Annotated in this window: 16 protein-coding genes, 1 tRNA gene and 4 pseudogenes; 14 read left to right on the forward strand and 7 right to left on the reverse strand. The window is 35.6% G+C overall.

Translation table 11 applies throughout. The features are described from left to right. Positions 1-2 precede the first annotated feature (2 nt). A complete protein-coding gene (locus STK_RS09535; protein ID WP_010979768.1) occupies positions 3-539 on the reverse strand; it encodes a hypothetical protein in 537 nt (178 codons plus the stop codon). 139 nt (positions 540-678) lie between these two features. On the opposite strand from STK_RS09535, the gene STK_RS09540 reads away from it, so the two are divergent. The 6 genes from STK_RS09540 (at position 679) to STK_RS09565 (ending at position 7,018) form a co-directional block, all read left to right on the forward strand. Next, positions 679-2,331 carry an MFS transporter gene (locus STK_RS09540; protein WP_010979769.1) on the forward strand — a complete coding sequence of 551 codons (1,653 nt, stop codon included), beginning with the start codon at positions 679-681 and terminating at the stop codon, positions 2,329-2,331. Then, positions 2,318-2,758, forward strand: coding sequence for a MarR family winged helix-turn-helix transcriptional regulator (locus tag STK_RS09545; protein WP_010979770.1), 441 nt, complete (start codon positions 2,318-2,320; stop codon positions 2,756-2,758). The genes STK_RS09540 and STK_RS09545 overlap by 14 nt, the downstream gene beginning before the upstream one ends. 71 nt (positions 2,759-2,829) lie before the next feature. After that, the gene (locus STK_RS09550) at positions 2,830-4,593 is read left to right on the forward strand and encodes an AAA family ATPase (protein ID WP_010979771.1); all 1,764 of its coding nucleotides are present in this window, start codon (positions 2,830-2,832) and stop codon (positions 4,591-4,593) included. 484 nt (positions 4,594-5,077) lie between these two features. Then, positions 5,078-5,917, forward strand: coding sequence for a hypothetical protein (locus tag STK_RS09555; RefSeq protein ID WP_010979772.1), 840 nt, complete (start codon positions 5,078-5,080; stop codon positions 5,915-5,917). A gap of 191 nt (positions 5,918-6,108) precedes the next feature. Further along, positions 6,109-6,600, forward strand: a complete 492-nt coding sequence (locus tag STK_RS09560; RefSeq protein ID WP_010979773.1) for a nucleotidyltransferase domain-containing protein — start codon at positions 6,109-6,111, stop codon at positions 6,598-6,600. Continuing rightward, a complete protein-coding gene (locus STK_RS09565; RefSeq protein WP_052846630.1) occupies positions 6,590-7,018 on the forward strand; it encodes a HEPN domain-containing protein in 429 nt (142 codons plus the stop codon). The genes STK_RS09560 and STK_RS09565 overlap by 11 nt, the downstream gene beginning before the upstream one ends. Positions 7,019-7,112: 94 nt before the next feature. Here the strand turns inward: STK_RS09565 and STK_RS09570 are convergent, their stop codons facing one another. Both STK_RS09570 and STK_RS14595 read right to left on the reverse strand, forming a co-directional pair. Further along, entirely contained in the window at positions 7,113-9,335 is a 2,223-nt protein-coding gene (locus tag STK_RS09570; protein WP_010979775.1) for a heavy metal translocating P-type ATPase, read from the reverse strand. An 18-nt stretch (positions 9,336-9,353) separates the two neighbouring features. Beyond that, complete coding sequence (locus STK_RS14595; RefSeq protein ID WP_198429811.1) at positions 9,354-9,533, reverse strand: YHS domain-containing protein; 180 nt, start codon at positions 9,531-9,533, stop codon at positions 9,354-9,356. Between the two features lie 106 nt (positions 9,534-9,639). On the opposite strand from STK_RS14595, the gene STK_RS09575 reads away from it, so the two are divergent. Beyond that, entirely contained in the window at positions 9,640-10,152 is a 513-nt protein-coding gene (locus STK_RS09575; RefSeq protein ID WP_010979777.1) for a TRASH domain-containing protein, read from the forward strand. 27 nt (positions 10,153-10,179) lie between these two features. Continuing rightward, positions 10,180-10,255: transfer RNA gene (locus STK_RS09580), tRNA-Gly, on the forward strand. Here the strand turns inward: STK_RS09580 and STK_RS14910 are convergent. Next, positions 10,237-10,476 (reverse strand): putative integrase, encoded by a 240-nt coding sequence (locus tag STK_RS14910; protein WP_010979778.1) that lies wholly within the window; start codon positions 10,474-10,476, stop codon positions 10,237-10,239. The two genes, STK_RS09580 and STK_RS14910, sit on opposite strands and share 19 nt — an antisense overlap. Positions 10,477-10,845: 369 nt before the next feature. On the opposite strand from STK_RS14910, the pseudogene STK_RS09585 reads away from it, so the two are divergent. Continuing rightward, positions 10,846-11,999 (forward strand): annotated as a pseudogene (locus STK_RS09585) (IS110-like element ISSto4 family transposase). Between the two features lie 771 nt (positions 12,000-12,770). Here the strand turns inward: STK_RS09585 and STK_RS09590 are convergent. Together STK_RS09590 and STK_RS09595 are read right to left on the reverse strand one after the other, a co-directional pair. Next, positions 12,771-13,130: a hypothetical protein gene (locus STK_RS09590; protein WP_052846631.1), complete on the reverse strand. Its 360-nt coding sequence runs from the start codon at positions 13,128-13,130 to the stop codon at positions 12,771-12,773. Next, the gene (locus STK_RS09595; RefSeq protein ID WP_052846632.1) at positions 13,117-13,353 is read right to left on the reverse strand and encodes an AbrB/MazE/SpoVT family DNA-binding domain-containing protein; all 237 of its coding nucleotides are present in this window, start codon (positions 13,351-13,353) and stop codon (positions 13,117-13,119) included. Before STK_RS09595 ends, STK_RS09590 begins: the two co-directional genes overlap by 14 nt. Before the next feature lie 431 nt (positions 13,354-13,784). On the opposite strand from STK_RS09595, the pseudogene STK_RS09600 reads away from it, so the two are divergent. Further along, positions 13,785-14,721 (forward strand): annotated as a pseudogene (locus STK_RS09600) (ISH3 family transposase); the annotation flags it as partial. A 201-nt stretch (positions 14,722-14,922) separates the two neighbouring features. Here the strand turns inward: STK_RS09600 and STK_RS09605 are convergent. Then, positions 14,923-15,862: pseudogene (locus STK_RS09605) on the reverse strand (transposase). 235 nt (positions 15,863-16,097) lie between these two features. Between STK_RS09605 and STK_RS09615 the strand changes: the two are divergent. From STK_RS09615 to STK_RS14920, 4 genes and pseudogenes are all read left to right on the forward strand, one after another. Beyond that, positions 16,098-16,724 carry a hypothetical protein gene (locus STK_RS09615; RefSeq protein WP_052846634.1) on the forward strand — a complete coding sequence of 209 codons (627 nt, stop codon included), beginning with the start codon at positions 16,098-16,100 and terminating at the stop codon, positions 16,722-16,724. A gap of 363 nt (positions 16,725-17,087) precedes the next feature. Then, positions 17,088-17,156 (forward strand): annotated as a pseudogene (locus tag STK_RS16010) (hypothetical protein); the annotation flags it as partial. Positions 17,157-17,166: 10 nt separating this feature from the next. Next, the gene (locus tag STK_RS14915) at positions 17,167-17,496 is read left to right on the forward strand and encodes a hypothetical protein (RefSeq protein WP_010979786.1); all 330 of its coding nucleotides are present in this window, start codon (positions 17,167-17,169) and stop codon (positions 17,494-17,496) included. A gap of 25 nt (positions 17,497-17,521) precedes the next feature. Next, a complete protein-coding gene (locus STK_RS14920) occupies positions 17,522-18,067 on the forward strand; it encodes a hypothetical protein (protein ID WP_010979787.1) in 546 nt (181 codons plus the stop codon). Positions 18,068-18,084 lie beyond the last annotated feature (17 nt).

Below are 18,084 nucleotides of genomic sequence, written 5' to 3' on the forward strand. Positions count from 1 at the left end.
TCTTATCCCTTAATAATTCCGCTTTTTAGTAAATATGAGCCTAACTTATACGAGATTAATCCCATTATAGCACTTTCTACCAGATAAATTATTGTAAATATTAGATAAGCTAATGCTAAATCCTTAAAAGGAATTGAGCCAATTAACCCCACCATCATAATACCAAATATAACACTAAGGATTCCGACTAAAGTTCCTACTACAGTGGTATTAATCATCACTGCTTTAAAACTTCTAAACCCTACAAACCAGGTTATTATCTCATCAATAACTCCAGCAATTACTAGAGTCGGAACCATAAATAGCAGACCAGTTGCTGCATAAAGTACTGCATTTATTACAGTAAGCAGAAGTACACTAAGCTTCTCATTCATAGCTTGTAAACCAATTGAAAGTAAGATAAGTGGTATTGTAAGAGTTACTATTGGGTCTGTGAATGAGCTAATAGCATAAGCGCCAATACTAAGAGCTAAAGCAGCTGCAGAGGCATAAGAAGCTATTGAGAAAACTACACCATATATTATAGTCCTCCTTTTCATACGTTAATATTATTCCTAAGTGTTTTAAAACTTATTCCTTAAAGATTAGTTCTCGATCTAAAACCTTAAAAACTTAAAAATTAACTTCTTATTGTTTTACATCGAAAAAGTTAAAAATTAAAAAATCAATCATGTATTTATGCAGTACAAATGGGTTGCCTTGAGTAATACTACTGTAGGAGTCTTAATGGCTTCAATAAATGGAACAATCACAATAATTTCATTACCAGCAATATTTAGGGGAATTAATATAAATCCATTTAACTCATTTCAGTACTTACTATGGATCCTCATGAGTTATAACATAGTAACAGCAACATTATTAGTTTCTTTCGGAAGGCTTTCGGATATTTACGGCAGAGTAAGACTATATAATTTAGGATTTGCAATCTTCACAATAGGATCAATACTCCTCTCATTAACTCCAAATCAAGGGGACTTAGGTGCATTAGAGATAATCCTGTTCCGTGTAATACAAGGAATTGGTGGTGCATTCCTATTTGCAAACAGTGCGGCAATTTTAACTGATGCTTTTCCCTCTAACGAGAGAGGGAAAGCGTTAGGAATAAACCAAATTGCAGCTTTAGCTGGATCATTAATAGGACTAATATTAGGTGGAATACTCTCAACGATAAATTGGAGATACGTATTTTTAGTCAGTGTTCCAGTAGGTATATTCGGAACAGTTTGGAGTTATTTAAAGTTAAAAGAATTATCAAAACCGAATAAGACTGAAAAAATTGATTGGTTAGGTAACACACTTTTTGCTGGTGGTTTAATTCTAATCCTTATAGCAATAACATACGGACTTTTACCTTACGGTTCTTCACAACTAGGATGGGGAAATCCATATGTAATAGCCTCATTAGTATCTGGTGTCGGATTAATCATAGGCTTCCTTTATGCTGAAAGAAAAGTCAAATATCCAATGTTTCGCCTTGAGTTATTCAAAATTAGAATATTTGCTGCAGCAAATATCGCTAGTTTCTTAAGATCAGTAGCCTATGGAGGCTTAATGATAATGCTGGTGATATTCCTTCAAGGAATTTGGTTACCCTTACATGGAATACCTTACTCAGAAACACCATTTTGGGCCGGTGTTTATACGATCCCATTAATGTTAGGATTCGTGACTATGGGGCCAATAAGTGGTTGGCTCTCTGATAAGTACGGAAGTAGACTTTTAGCTACTTTAGGAATGGTTATTGTAGGCATAGGCTTTCTTCTACTAACTACATTACCTTATGACTTCAATTATCTCACTTTTGCCTTAATGATATTTATGATTGGAGTTGGAAACGGAATGTTTGCATCTCCAAACACAGCTTCAATAATGAATAGTGTTCCACCACAACATAGAGGAGCAGCCTCTGGTATGAGGGCAACTTTACAAAATACTGGGCAAACAATGAGTATAGCAATATTCTTTACAATAGTCATAATTTCCTTAACATCTTCATTACCCTCAGCAATACAAAATGCTTTAATCCAGGCTGGAGCACCACAGTTAGTTCCTTATGCCCAACATATACCAGTCACTGGAGCACTATTTGCAGCTTTTCTGGGATACGACCCTGTTAAAACAATGTTATCCTCATTACCCGCTGGAGTAACAGTTCCACAGTCTGCAATACAAATTATGGAACAGAGAACTTGGTTCCCAACAGCTATTGCACCAGCATTTATGTATGCTTTAAGAAATGCGTTTTATATAAGTGCTGTATTAGTATTCATAGCAGCAATTGCCTCTGCATTAAGAGGAGTTGAGGTGAAGGAAAGTGTTAGAAAGTAATGAAAACAGAATACAAATAATGTCAACAATAGCAAAAATATACAGAGCTATGAGTAGGGAACTCAATAGAAGGTTAGGAGAACTTAACTTATCTTATTTAGACTTTCTTGTTTTAAGGGCTACAAGCGACGGTCCAAAAACAATGGCATATTTAGCAAATAGATATTTCGTTACACAATCAGCAATAACAGCTTCTGTTGACAAACTAGAAGAAATGGGTTTAGTTGTAAGAGTAAGGGATAGAGAGGATAGAAGAAAGATACTAATCGAGATTACTGAGAAAGGACTTGAGACATTTAACAAGGGCATAGAAATTTACAAAAAATTAGCTAATGAAGTTACCGGAGATCTAAGTGAAGATGAAGTAATATTAGTTTTAGATAAGATTTCAAAGATTTTGAAAAGAATTGAGGAAATTAGTCAGTGAGTAACCGCCATTTCACCGCTCAAACTCCCCTAAAACTCATCATTTTTAAATAACCAAGAAGAATTTATTTTATGAATGCTAACACATCAACATCTCCTACTTCTTCACTACTTTCAACATATATTAATGCGATTGAACTGGGAATTATAATTTTAACTTTCGTCATTCCGTTAATCTACTTTATTTACTTTATGAGAATGATGAGAGTAGGGCATTCACAACAAAGGCAATTAGAAAGGAAAATGAATAGAATACCATCAATCACATGGGATCAGATTTACGATATGGAAGAAATTAAGGCTAGATTAGATGAAATTGCTAGTTACGTTATGAAAAAAGGGAAAGCTTATGGTGTAATACTATTTGGTCCTCCAGGTACTGGAAAGACAAGCATTGCTAAGGCACTCGCTAATAAACTTAGATGGAATTACTTCGAATTAAAGTCTACCGATGTAATGAGCAAATGGTATGGTGAAAGTGAGTATTTACTTGATAACTTCTTTAATGTAGTGGAATTAAACGCTCCAGCCGTTGTCGTAATTGATGAAATTGACGGATTTACTCTAAAAAGAGAGGGAGATATCCATGAAGTCACTCACAGATTAATTAACATATTTTTAATGAGGTTACAAGAATTACATGACAAGAGCTTACCGGTACTTATTATTGGAACAACAAACATCCCGCAAGAAATAGATGAAGCACTTTTAAGACCAGGAAGATTTGATGAGGTGATTTACGTACCTTTGCCAGATGAAAATGGCAGAGAAAAAATATGGTGCGGTTACGTTCAAAACGTCGATTGCAAAGAATTAGCTAAAAGAAGTAATAGACTTTCACCAGCAGACATAAAAGAAATTGTCGAAGAAGTGAAAATCCAGTGCGAAAAAGAAGGAAGAACTCCAACAACACAAGACTTTATAAAGGCCTTAGAAAACTATAAACCGTCTGTATCTATACAAATTATCGTAAAATTTGAAAATATTGCTAAAAAATACTCAAGGCATAAACTAGGTGAAAGACCATATGGAGTACCGGATGTAAGATGGGATGACTTAGGAGATCTAGAGGATGTTAAAAGAATAATCAAGGACTCTATAGAGTTACCGCTGAAGAGGAAAGACCTTGCCGAAAAGCTGGGAATAAAACCAGTTAAAGGATTATTACTTTACGGTCCTCCTGGTACTGGAAAGACAAGCATTGCCAAGGCATTAGCAAATGAGCTTAATGCTTCCTTTATTATCCTATCTGGTGAGGAAATATCTTCAGCTGGGCCATTTAATGCGGGAGAAATAATTGCAGAAAAGTTCCATATTGCTAGGGATAATGCACCTGCAATAATATTCATTGACGAAATTGATATGATCGCTAGGGCTAGGGGTGAAAACGAATGGAGAACCGCATTAACTGAACTTTTAAATCAGATGGATGGTATAAGGGAAAATGAAGAAATAGTAGTAGTTGGGGCAACAAATAGACCATGGGACTTAGACCCGGCAATACTAAGACCGGGGAGATTTGATAAGATAATCTATGTACCGCCACCAGATGAAAAAGGAAGAGCCGAAGTTCTTAAAGTATTATGTAGAGGTTTAACTGTAGATGAGGAAACTTTACAAAAAGTCGCTAAAATCACTGATGGTTATACACCAGCCGATTTAAAACTGGTAGTGGATGAGATTAGGAGAAACTTACTTAAAGAGGCAACGATTACTGGAGTTGCCAGAACTACATTAACCTTTAATGATTTCATAAAAATATTAGCTAATGTTAAACCAAGCGTTAATAAAGAAACATTGAAAATGTATGAAGAGTTTAAAATACAGAGGATTTAAGATATTTCTAGTCAGCCCTAAAAATTCACCTATTAGATGACATTTTAGTTACTTACTCGCAATTCCGCTTTATTGATACTGAAGAGTTAGATTTCTTTCTTAACTTACTGAATAATTTTAAGAATATTATTGGCTTTAAACTACAAAAATAAAAATCATAATGAAGACTAATACGCTTTATTGGATCCTTTAATTTTATCAAGTTTAGGATTATTTTCCTTTAAAATTCGAAATCAAGTATTAATTTAAAAGTAAAACCTACTGTTTTAAGAAATTCCATTATTATAAAAATTATATTTTTTCTAGAGTTTACAAATACTTTTAATTTGTTCCCTTATTTTTATTATGAGCTTCTAAAAATTTCACCAGTTAATACAATAATATTTTACAAGAACTTTTTAAGGTGATATATACTATAACGATTTTCCTATAACCAGTAATAAAAAAATTTAAATATATGTACTAATATTATGTTTCGAACATTATGTATAGTACAGAATTAGTAATAAATGCTCCTACATTTTTTGTGAGAAAAATACTTATGGATCCTATGTTTGTCAGCGGGACAAGCGGACATATTGCAATTTTAAAATTTAAGGATAAACAGAAGAATGAATATCTTGCGGGAGATAAGATTAGGGAACTATCTGCACCAACAGATGAGTTTATCGCCCTATACATATTATTAAAAACAAATAAAGACTTCAAATACGAAGAAGGCATTTTTAAAGGACCTGAGATTACAGTACAAAGCATTAAATATTATGGTAAGACCGATGATGGGAAATTAGAATTTACGATAGAATTTATGCCAAAAAATCTAGGAAATACTCAGACAAGACTATATGTTGCAACTAATGTAAAATATAATGATTCATTATTAGATAAAATATTGGGAAGGAGTGCCGTTGATTTCGCAAAGCATATAGTAGAAGATCATTTTGCAACCTACGCAAGAATATATTTCCCAGCACTTTACGGTGACGTAATTAAAAATCTTACTTCTACAGATAGAACATCGCAGGGGTTAATGATAGTACCTTCATTTGAGTTCACTGGAGACGCTAGCAGTATATTGAGTAAGATTAATGAGATAATATCGCAACTAGATCTAGGACTAATTAAAGTGAACTTCGATAAACTAAATTGTAGTATTGTTGTTCAGAATAAGGATATGAAAAAAGCTGTTTGCAGATCCGATGGCAATGTAAAGATAGGCTTTGAAGCATTATCTATGATAATTTCTGCTAAAGGGCAGGGCAAGATAGAAGTATACGCAATAAAGATAGAGGACATAATTGATACTTTATATGCGTTAGCCTAAACTTTTCCCCAGAAGCTAAAAATTTATATGCATTTAGGTTTTGTTAAACTTGACTTGTTATAGGATATTTCGGAAAGCATATAGTATGATTCTTGTCAAACTTCTTAATTCTTTAACAACAAATTTATGTTACTTCATCAAGGAATAAGTGAAGCCATTACGCTTATTAAATCAACAGACTTATATAACATATGATTAAAGAACCTTATGTTACATTACTTAATAATATAGTCAGAATAATGAGAGAGGAATTTAAGGACGATCTTATATCTATTGTACTTTACGGAAGTGTTGCTAGGGGAGATAACAGAAATGATAGTGACGTGGATCTACTAATAGTCATGAACAACCTACCAAAGGATAGTATGCTAAAGAGAATTAGATTATTTGAGACCAGAGTTGAAGATAAGTTAAATTTAGATGAGTACTGGAATAAGGGATATTATATATCACTCTCTCCTATCCTTAAAACTCCCGATGAAGCAGAAAAGATTTCACCTCTTTATCTAGACATGGTATATGATGCTGTGATACTTTACGATAAGGATCAATTCTTTACAAAGATATTGGAAAAGCTAAAAGAGAAGCTTAGAGAGTTGGGTGCTGAGAGGATCATAATGGGCAAAAAGTGGTACTGGATACTAAAAAAAGATTCGAAATTCGGTGAAACTGTTGAACTTTGACTCCCTTGCATTATCATATATCTTACAAGCCGAAGAGAGATTAAACTTGGCTAAAATAGAAAATGAAAGGAAGAAATATAATATAGTAGTGAGGCTTTGCCAAGAAGCTGTAGAACTTTCACTCAAAGCTTGTTTAAGATTAGTTAATATTGAACCACCAAAATTTCATGATGTAGGACCAATATTGAAAAATAACGCAGAAAAATTCCCCCAATGGTTCAGAGAAAAAATAGATATTTTTGCTTCTTACTCAAGATCGTTAAGAAAAGAAAGAGAACTATCAATGTACGGTGATGAAGAGACTAACACACCTCCAGAGTTACTCTATTCATCTTATGACGCACAACAGTCAATCAAAATTGCTGAAGAAGTATTAGAATACACAAAGAAACTTTATGAAGAGAAGAAGATTCAGTAAAAAGAACGATGTGAATAAATAGTTTTGCTCTATTTCGTTTTTAGCTATACTTAATACTTATAAGTTTAATGTTTCTTTCTCTTAAAAAATAAGATTACTGAACAAAACTCCATAAGGAAACTAGAACACTATCCATAGACATAGCTAAGGCAGCGTATTCTGGAGGCAAATAGAAAGGATAAAGTATACCAGCTGAAATTGGTATCAAAACAGAATTATAAGTAAAAGCCCAAGCTAAATTCTCCTTTATTTTCCTCACAGTCCTCTTAGACTGTTCGATAACATATTTGATTGAGAGAACAGAAGGTACAATAATATCTCCAGCGTACTTAGCAATATCAGTACCGGTAGAAACAGCAATACCAACTAAAGCCTCTTTCAAAGCTTGAGCATCATTAACACCATCACCTACAAAAATTGCCTTACCAAGCTTTCTAACTAATTCTACTTTATCATCTGGCGAAAGACCCTTATACACTTTTACTCCCAGAACTTCTCCTACCTTATCGGCAAAATTACTTGAATCACCAGTAGCAATAATAACTTCATAATATTTCTTAAGCTCATTAACCAGCTCAACAACTCCGTCCCTTATTTTATCTTCCAACAAAAACCCTGCAACAACTTTTGAATCAACACAAACTAAAACATCAGCATCTAAATCTCCTTCACAGTTCTTAAGAACAAACTCCCTTTTACCCACTATTACATCGTGATCATTAACTTTCCCGTAAACTCCTTCCCCTTGAAACTCATTAAAGTCCTTAACTTCATCTTTTACATCATATAAAGACGCAATAGCCTCACCTACGGGGTGAGAACTAAGCTTTTCTACAGCACATGCTAACTTTATTGCGTTTTCGTCACCTATCGGTTTTACTATAAACTCTCCAGTAGTTATAGTCCCTGTTTTATCAAAAACTATGTATTTTGCCTCTCTAAGCCTCTCTAAACTCTCAGCATTCCTTACCTTAATTCCCTTTTTAACCAATTTCCTTATTCCGACCATAACAGCCATAGGTGTTGCCAAACCAAAAGGACACGGACATGCTGAGGCTAAGACTGCAACAGAAATTAAAATAGAGAAAGTAAGCGAATGAGAGACTACATACCATAATGCAAAGGCTAAAACAGAAACTCCAATAACTGCTGGAACAAAGACTGATGAAACCTTATCAACAAGTGACTGTATAGGCAACCTAGTAGTCTCAGCCTCTCTTATAGCCTCGATAACTTGCGAAATATAAGTCCTATTCCCAGCCCTAGTAACATAAACTTTAAGAAAACCAGAAGTTAATATTGAACCGCCAATAACAGCATCTCCCTTCTTCTTTCTCACCGGTATAGTCTCACCAGTATAAATTGCCTCATTAACATATCCCTCTCCTTCATCAACAATACCGTCAGCTGGAATAATCTCACCAGACTTAACTATGACTACATCACCAACCCTCAATTTAGAGGAATCCACTAACGTGCCATCAGTAAGCCTAGCCTTAACGGTTTGAAGTCTAATAACGTCATCTGAAGTCTTCTCCTTAATGTAAGCTTCTAAAGTCTTTCCTATAAGAATGAAAGTAATTAGGAGGGAAGAAGCTTCAAAGAAGTAATTAGGAGAATGTATTAGGTAAGAGTAAAGACTGTAAAACCAGGCTATGTTAGACGAGAGAGAGACTAACGTATCCATATTACTGGTCTTATTTCTTAAAGCTCTAAGAAAACCTAGATGAAATCTTAAGCCCGAATAGAATTGGACTGGAATTGATAAGAAAAGTTGATAAGCTGGAAAGATAAAGATAAGAGAAGAGAAAACTGAGGCAATTATTAACCTTATAAGCAAATCGTGAAAGTCACTCTTTCCTTTAAAACTCTCAGTAGTAATTTCAGCTTTATAACCTCTTTTCTTTAACTCTTCTACGATTTCATCTCCAGTTACAGTTACCGGATTAATTTCCAGGATAACGATACCCGAAGAAGGATTGATCTTAACATCAATAATTCCCGGGATATTATCTAGAACGGAAACTATCTTACCGGCTTCTTCTTCACTAAGACTTACTTTCAAAGTCACTTTTTGCGTTACAACGTCATAACCGGCTTTTCTAACAGCCCTTACAATATCTTTCAATCTAGCATTTTCGATTACAACCCTAGCATTACCAGAGGCTAAGTTGACATTTACATCTTTTACCCCTTGAACAGAAGAAATAGCTTTAGATACTGTTGAAACACATGTTGCACAATGCATTCCTACGATTTTTAACTCTTCTTCTCTCTTAATCCTAAGGTCCTTCTTCTCATTTCTCACCTCGCTCATTAGAAATTCACCGAACTATTAATGATGACCTTCCTCACCAGGCATTCCTTTAGGTCCTTCCCTCAAATATTTTTCAGGGTCTTTTTCAAACGCTTTTTTACACATAGAACTACAAAAATAGTATATTTTACCTTTATACATTGTCTTATATGGAGATGATTCGTTTACTTCCATTCCACAAACAGGGTCAATCATAATCTTAAATTCTCGCCAATTGTATATTTACTTAACGTTTACAAAGAAACTTTTTATTACTTATCAAGATGGATAAAAATAAAAATGTAAGTTAAAGAAGGGAATAACGATGACTAAAGTAAACCAAATTGAGTATAAGATTTTACAAATGCTAAAGGAAGATTCGAGGAAAAGCGCAAGCAAAATAGCAAAGGAACTTGGTTTAAGTAGGGCTACAGTAGCTAAAATAATAAAATCGCTAAAAGATAAAGGAGTTAAATTTACAGTTGAATATTATGAAAAGGGAGAACTATTCGCATTTGTAATTTCTAATAAATGTCTTGCTGAAGAATGTTACAAACTTATAGACGGAAAAATAATGAACGTAATAAGGGGAGATCTGAGTACTATTAGTCAGAAACTTTCAGAATTGGGAAGTGATAAGTATTTTATTTCCACGGAAAAGTTAAATGAGGAAAGCATAGAGAGAGCGGAACTTTATTGTGACTATTGCGGAAATGAGATTAAAGGAAACCCATATTTAGTAAAGTTAGGTAAAAAAGTGTATTACACATGTTGTAAAACGTGCCAAACTCAGCTAAAGAAAAAGTTAGAGCATGAAAATGATGAAGGAAAACTATAAATACCTTGACTCTTATTTATCCTTAGTGCGGCCGTAGTCTAGCCTGGATTAGGACGCCGGCCTGCCACGCCGGAGGTCCCGGGTTCAAATCCCGGCGGTCGCACTGTGGGGGGTCCCCCACACCCCACTTTCTTTCAATTTGAGGTAAGTTTCAACTACGTCAGCTAAAAGACCGACGTAAGTTTCATTTACCTCACTCTTTATCGTTTTCAATTTATAGACATAATACCGCCCTTTTCTTTCCCTTAAGATATAATCACCGAACTTATATCTACGTTGTTTATTCGCCATTTTGCCATAAGTATTATGGTTAACGATTCGCATTTAAAAGCTTTGGCAACACGTAAATTTTTGCCGTTAAAACGCGTTGAGTTAAAAGAAGACGGCAAAGGTTCCACACTCCCACGGGGGATTCTCGTAAATCAAGCGAACGGATAAAACCAAGTATTACGAGAGTAAAATAAATAAGCAAGTAAGGAGAAAAACAACATAAGCCCAACCACACTAAGGGGTTAAAACCCCATCATATAGGCTGGCTGTGAAGCCCCTAGAACGATCTAACAAGAGGGGTTAAAACCCCGAGTGGGAGGATGTAACAAATTACCCTAGGGGCTGAATATAGTTAACATTATGTAAAGAAAACACGGTATTATGAACACAAAAAATATCTTGTAAAACGAGAAATATTCAAACATGACAAAGGACTTTGTAAGCAAAGCCTTCGCAATAGACATCTCACAAAGCAAACTAACAGCAGCAAAGGGAGAACTAGTTATAAAACAAGAAAAACCATCAGTAACAGTCAAGGAAGTAAAAGAATTCCCTTACAACAACGAGGGAATAGAAGAGTTAATAAAATTCCTTGAGGGATACAACGAGGGAATATTAGAGGCAACAGGAGTATACTTCTACTACCTACACGAAAAACTAACAGAAAAAGGATTCAAAGTAACAGTAGTAAACCCAGCACACTTGACAGAAATACTAGGAAAAAAGACAGACAAACTAGACGCACAAAGACTACTAGTAGCATACATGACCGGAGTAATAAAAGGATCATACATACCAACGGGAGAAATAAAAGAACTAAGAGAGTTAACAAGACATAGGGAAAACCTAGTAAACAAAATAACACAAGTAAAAAACGAGATAAGAAAAACCTTAGAAATCGCCGGTTATAAAATAGAACCATTCGACAAGAAAGGAAGACAACTACTAGAAAAACTAGCAAAAGGAGAAGAATTGAGCAAGGAAGAGAAGGAAGAGTTAAAAGAGAAACTAGGGAGAAACTTGAATGACGCAGAAAAACTAACACTAAAACAACTAGTTGAGTTATTGAAAAGCTTGGAGAACATGGTTAAGGAAGTTGAGGACATGATAATATGCAAGATACCAAAACCGGTAATAGAGTTATCCAAAATCCCTGGAATTGGTTTAATCACTGCAGCAACAATTTACGCTGAATTTGGTGATATCTCACGTTTTCCAAACTCAAAGGCAGCTAGGGCTTATGCGGGTTTCGCACTAAGCAGAGTGGTAATAGTGAGTCTCACTCTGGTATGATTAGGGGTAACAAGCGCTTACGTAGGGGTTTCTACTTAGCTGCTAGGAGTGCCAGATGGCTTGAACCATTTAACGAGTTTTACGAGAGGCTCATTGCTAGGGGTAAGAGTGTAAGGCAAGCTACATGTGCACTTGCGGGAAAGCTTGCTTGCATAGCATATCACGTTTTAAAGGACGGTGTTTACAAGGGCATAGTCAAGAAGCGTCTTAGGATACCCAAGGGTGGGGAAGTTAATGTCAAGGATTTCGACGTGGGAGACGCACTGGACTCGTTATCCCCGTAGGTTTGTTAGAGGCGGTAGCGTGTAGTGCCTCAATCACTTTCACCTCCACGACAGTTATCGTAATCGTCTCTCGCATCGTATTATGATGAATTAGTATTATATTTCAGAAATAATAAGCAAACAATTGAACAAGAATTATAAAATAATGACACAAGCAGTAAGCCTCATAAATCAGATAGCATTTATAGGAAAATCGTTATATTTTTACGTTACGTTAAACAAATGTAAGAAATATTGTCCTATTAACTGAAAATTGTTTCTGATAAACTAAATAAAGTAAGGGAGTAAATTCAAAGTATTTATTAGTTTATGAAAAAATATTATAATTTTTTATGGTGAGAGAATTTCCTTAAACTACTAATCAGATTATACAGTTAGCTACATCTCTGGGGAAGGATTATGAAGGAGATTTGGAACAGTGGGAAGAAGGCGTACTATTGTGAAATCGTCTGTAAGAGGCTACCTATTGCTACTCTCATCTGGATATGGAGTGTGTTACTAGTACTTAACTGTTCTTCACGCTAAAAGCCTATATAACACCGTAATCAGGGAAGAGGTAGGTGAGACTTAGATACCAACGCGGGAGATGAGTTCCACTACCGCGACGCAACGTTAATATAATAACCGTTCTCATAAGTCAAAGAACTGTTACCTAGACTACACATAAATAGTTAGTACAATATTCCCTTCTCTGAGAGTATATAAACCTACATACTGTTAACATCAAGCGCAGCTAGTCAGTGAATATTGTAAGTATTCCGTTAATTAGTGTTACGGGTCTTCTAATTTAACTCTTCTGTAGCCGAACTCTTCATACGCGTGGTCAGAACTTATTATTTCACCGTCGGAAAACGAGGCATGAAAAGCGTCAAAAACTCCCATACCTTGTGATATAAGTATTGAAGACCTTAATATTCTCTCATCAAAACCCCTCGTAATTTCCATTACAGCTACCGCTACCTTAACCGGGTCTAACCCAAATTTTTTACTTAAAAGCATTAGCTCTATGTAAGTAGCTATAGAGGTAGTTATATTGTCCTTGTATTCCCTCAACAGTGATAAGGCTTTTCCCTTTAGCCAATCTTTTTCTTTCAATAAGGCAAGGAAGAAATCCGTGTCAGCGTATACCAACTTCTTTCTCAGCCTCCTCTCTGATTATTCTCTTCAACTCTTTAATGTCGAGGTTAGGTAACTTTTTCCCCTCCTCTTCTAACGCTTTAATGGGATCTCTCAACTTTGGGATGAGCACTATCCCGTAAGGTAAATCCACGATGTAAAATTCCTTTGAATTAAATTTCTCCCTAATTTCCTTTGGTAGATAAATCCTCCCCTTATCGTCTATCTTGGCAATCACATTTATAATGTGGTAGGGAAAAATTAAATTTTTTCCACAGGGAAGAGTAATAACGGCTACCGTATTTTTGAGATTATTTTCCGTGACTCCCCAATCAAAGGTTATCGGAATAGCTTACCAGGTAATTGTTTGCATAATGCAGGATATACTCCAGAGTGATCTTGATCTCTTTCTCTAAACTATTTCGCTTAAAAAATCTGTTTCATTTATCAAACAATATTGTGATAATGTTAAGAATTTTACGATAAAGTATTTTTATACTATTTATATAAATTCCAAAATATTATGAAAAATATTTAACAATACGTCAGTATGGGAATCTCTTTTTTCGTGTAAAAAAAAAAAAAGATGAACAAAATTCAGAAAAGAGTCAAAAGAATGCTAATTTTTGGAGAAAATTTTGTATAAGCGAGGGCGGACCTTAACATACGAAGGAGAGTAAAGACAAAAGGACGAAATCCTACAACAGGGACTTCGTTAAGTCCACCTCAAACCAATCTACACCTCTCTAACTAATACACTTTTCCCCGAAGAACTCCTCAAAGCCTTACTCAAGGCAAGAGGAACTTACTTGAGTAGGCTTGGGAATGAAGGGAGGAGAGCATTAAGGAAGATGGGTAAGAAAGTCTTGAGGGAGACTAGAGGAATAGGAGGGTTACTATTGACCTCCATTCCCAACCACAGTACCACAAGGATAAGCGTTTATTGATTAAGCCTACTAACTTCTTGGGGTCTCGTTCAAATTGCAATTTTTCTCTTGGGTATTTTCCTTGATGTTTTACCTATAACTGTGAAGAATATTGTTGAGGATTTTAAGATGGTTATGCAAGTTGTTTTGGAGGAGTTGGACAAGTTTGATCTTAGGCTTGTTTATGGTGATAGTTTGCGGTGAATGAGATTATTCTCTTGGATTTTGTTATTACCGCTAAGTATCAGATGTATAGGAAGTATGGGGACAAGTTGGGGGATGTTGATATTATTTATTGCGGTGTTACTGGTTTTTAGGCATGTTAGTGGTGCTTATCTTGTTATTTTGAGGAAGGGGGATGGGATTATAGCTTTTCTTGTGAGGTTGATGTTAGAACTGCTGTTGTTTTGGCTGAGGAGGGGTGGTGGGGTGTTGAGAATGCTTTTCGTTCGCTAGAGGAGTTTAGGGTTAGGACTTGTGATGTTAGGAAGGAGTTGGTCCTTATCCTCCTCTGTTATTTGGTTCGTTCTTTGGGTGGGGTTGTGGGAGTCTTGTCAGTCTCTCGTTGATTTTATGCCTTAAGGAGATGAGGGAAGTTGTTTCATAGGGTTTTACCTCAAGTTGGGGAGTTGTTTTTTCAAATCTCAGCTGAATCTATACAACCTTTTTTAGCCACGTGAGAGCGTCCAACGCGTAATTAATGTGAATAACTAAATAAAGTAAAAAGTTATAAAAAACGTTTGCTCAGAATTAAATTCACTTAATTGCAAACAATGTGATAATATAAAATCAGTTTATTAAATGTAATTGCAAATAATCTCGCAATTTTCGATAACCCAAGCTGAGAGAACTTTTCTAACATGCTTTCCCATCGAGTTTTTCTAGTGTAAGACTCGCCTCTTCCTAAGAGCCCTAAACCGCTGAATATTATAAGCTAAACCTACGAGATTAGCGAAAGTATTCAACACCACTAAACTCCTAGCATAACACCTCATCTTGAGGAAAATCCCAAAAAACTCAACACCACTCCTCAAAACCTCCAAACCCTTTCTAGCCCTAATTACCTTACCCCTCTCCACAAGCGTAACCACATTAGGCACAATAGGAGACCTCGAATCAGAAACATTAGCCAGAACTAACTTAACCTTAGATACCATAAGGGTTTTAGAAGAAACCTCAGCAAAACACTTCCCCCCAAACCAAGCCTTACCCCACTTCCTACCTTCATGCTCCCTAATAGTATAATCCCTAGGGAAATGGGAGAAAAGTTCCTCCCTCTTTCCCTCATCAAGTGAAGCAAGCACCTCATGAGGCTTCCTCTTAGAATCAATCTCCCTCAAATCAAGCAATAACTTCTCAATATGAGTCTCAATACTCTTCTCACCATTAGGTAACTCAACGGGAAAACTATCAAGCAACCTTATATCCCTTCCAAACTCAGCTAGTAGATGGTGTGTTGGGAGTTGTTCCTCTTTAACTAGTGATTCAAATCTTCTGAATACCTTGAGGAGTAAATCCCTTATTCTGTCACTAAACTTGTGGACAAACCAGTGTAGTGAGGACTTTGATGGGATCTCTTTAACTTTGAGGAAACGCTTTACCATTGGTAGCTGCAAGTTCAATTGTCCCCCTATAAGACTCTTTATAGAGTACCATAACGATCAGCATCTTCAAGTAAGTCAAGGGGTCATATTCAGTGAACTTGAAACCCTCAAACTCTCTTCTGATCATTAGCTCTTTCAAGATCTCCTCGCAATCCAAAAGATATTTACTCTTCCAACCCAATTGGGGGATTACGCTTTGGTAAATCTCAATCCCCATTGTATAACCTAGGCGTAATCCCCCTTAAGTATTATTATCCAATTAGTTCTGTAATTCTTGCTTTTACTATAAAAATTTATTAATAAAGTAAATTACGTTAATTACACATTGGATGCTCTCACGTCAGCCTACGAAATATACAACCCTCCTGCTCCCGGTTATTCCTTCTATCCCATTATCACTTCAAACGATGCAGGCTTTGCTTATAACCTTAGTGGAACATTTATAACGACTCTTGTTAATTTGTCGGGGACGTTTAAATATAAGCGGATTAGGCAAACAACAATTTGTCGTTTACTATATAGCACTAGGTCAGTATCCATCAGTTGGTTATATACAACCGGTTATTTTATTTACGGTTAATGAAACATTTTGGGAACTTGAGTGGATCGTTCAAGCTTATGCCCCCGGTGAAACCACTCCTGAGTATAACAAGGTCGGGCTTATTGCATACGGGCAAGGATCATCAGTTCAATTGAACGATCTCTTTAACTTAACAATAAAAGCGACATTAAACAGCCAAGGCGAAATAACACAAGCATATGTTTATATTGCAAACGCAAAGACGGGTCAGGTCTATTTCAGTAATACTATAAGTTTATCGCAACCTATACCAGATAAAAAAGTTTTCTTCGAAGTTGAGGATCCTTATAATAGCGAATACCAAGTCCCATACCCGTTCCCAATAATACCTTCTTCAAATTATGTATTTGTCGATGCTTTCGCATCGAATAGTACTTTTGCAACGTCTGGGCTTCCATTCTGGAACGATATAGAGTTTGTAATGGGGTCACCATATGCATTTGCAAATGTTACACCAACATTCGGCCTGGGAACTCAAGGAGTCCAATACTACTGGTGAATAAATTTTTAAAAGCCAATTTTCTTTTTTCTTTAAATGAGGAAAAAATTAGTTTCAGTTTTAATGATAGCGACAGCTGTAGTCTTTCTCGGGTTATCGTTCTATCTACATTCTATAGATCATCCTATACATATAAACTCCACTATACATATAAACCCCACGAATATATCTGTTTCACAATTTCAAGTTCAATTTTCCGACAAAGCGATTGCACAGATATCGCAATTTCCACCACCTTGGTATGCGAACCTCTGGCCCGAAACGCTGGTAGCCGGGATAATACTACTCCTAATATCGGTTATTCTGCTAATAAGGCTTAAACCCAGCCCCTTATAAAGTCACTCTCTTTTTCACTCTTATAATAAGGAGTTCACTACAACCGATGCGACAATAGACCATGTTTGCAAAAACCATAATATCTGCGTTGGATAGGTGATTTATCGTGGATAGGCTAAAGGTCTTATGGCTTATCATTATCTTAGGTAATATATTTGATTACGTGATGACGCTTCTGTTTTCCTATTTTGGTATATTATACATGGATTATAACATCCTTATAGGATATAACACAAATTTTACAAACGTCTTATTAACCTTAACCGGTGAGAAGTTATTGTTATTAAGTGGGGTTTATTGGTTTAGCAAGTTATTCGATTATCTAAAGATTAGTAAGTATAAATGGATTTGTCTTTTACCTTTTGCAATAATAACTACCATAGTAGTCGTACTTGACTTGATAGGGCTTGTCATTTACTTTTTATACTATTTATAAAGTTAAGCTCTTCTTTTCGCTTACAATGAGGAAGGGACTACTTTCCCTAGCTTTTCTAACCCTACTACTAATTCCAACCTCGTTAAGTATAATACCGTCAGCACAAGCATATCCGAATACATGGGTAATAGCGTTTTACCTCGGCTCATATCCTTCCGGCATCTCGCCATCAAATTTTACCTCTATCACTGTAAACTTTACGGTGCCTAATTATTTACAAACCAGTAGTGGCTATCTAGGATTTGTTTTAACAGCAGATGTGGAAGCCTCAGAATATATTAATGGACTTTATGTGGGTACAACTTATCTTGCTCTGCAACTAGCGTTAACCTTTGTGGCCTCAACAAGCACTTACGTGATACAAGAACAAGTATGGACAAGCAACGGGATTGAAATCTACAACAATGAGGAACTTATTACTCTAAGTCCTAATACAGAAAGATTTTTGATATTACTCTATAATTACAATGATCCGAATACAGCCATAGGATATTTACAAGCAAATGGAAATCATTTGATATATATTTCCAGACATCATATAGTTATGGCTCTGTTACGTATAATGTCATAAACACTGGTGGATTTACA

The sequence above is a fragment of the Sulfurisphaera tokodaii str. 7 genome (assembly GCF_000011205.1).
Classification (GTDB): domain Archaea; phylum Thermoproteota; class Thermoprotei_A; order Sulfolobales; family Sulfolobaceae; genus Sulfurisphaera; species Sulfurisphaera tokodaii.